Source organism: Oceanobacillus saliphilus, assembly GCF_023522835.1.
In the GTDB taxonomy this organism is placed as follows: Bacteria; Bacillota; Bacilli; order Bacillales; family Amphibacillaceae; genus Oceanobacillus; species Oceanobacillus saliphilus.
Map to the genome: position 1 here is coordinate 1 of NZ_JALCZU010000134.1, position 270 is coordinate 270.

At 37.0% G+C, this 270-nt stretch carries 1 protein-coding gene; it reads right to left on the bottom strand.

Going from position 1 to position 270, the window contains the following annotated elements; all coding sequences use genetic code 11:
• Nucleotides 1-270 (bottom strand): hypothetical protein (locus MN204_RS20700; protein WP_249872940.1); only part of this gene is annotated, 270 nt, incomplete at both ends.

Sequence of the window (270 nt, forward strand, 5' to 3'; positions counted from 1 at the left end):
GACAACACCAAAAGGGGCCGCAGAATTCCACGGTAATTTATCACTCCCCAAAATATAGTCTTCAATCCCGTGTACGACATTCATTACCACGTGATTCAAAACATTGTGCTTAAAATTAATTAGTGAACCTGCTCTATTGCGTGGTAATGGCGGAATATCTAATCCTAAAAATGTTTTCGCTGTTGTGATATGAAAAACGTTAACTTGAATAGCAAAATATATAGCTGGCACTGAAAGAACCATAATGATGATGCCCGAAACAATTATTTC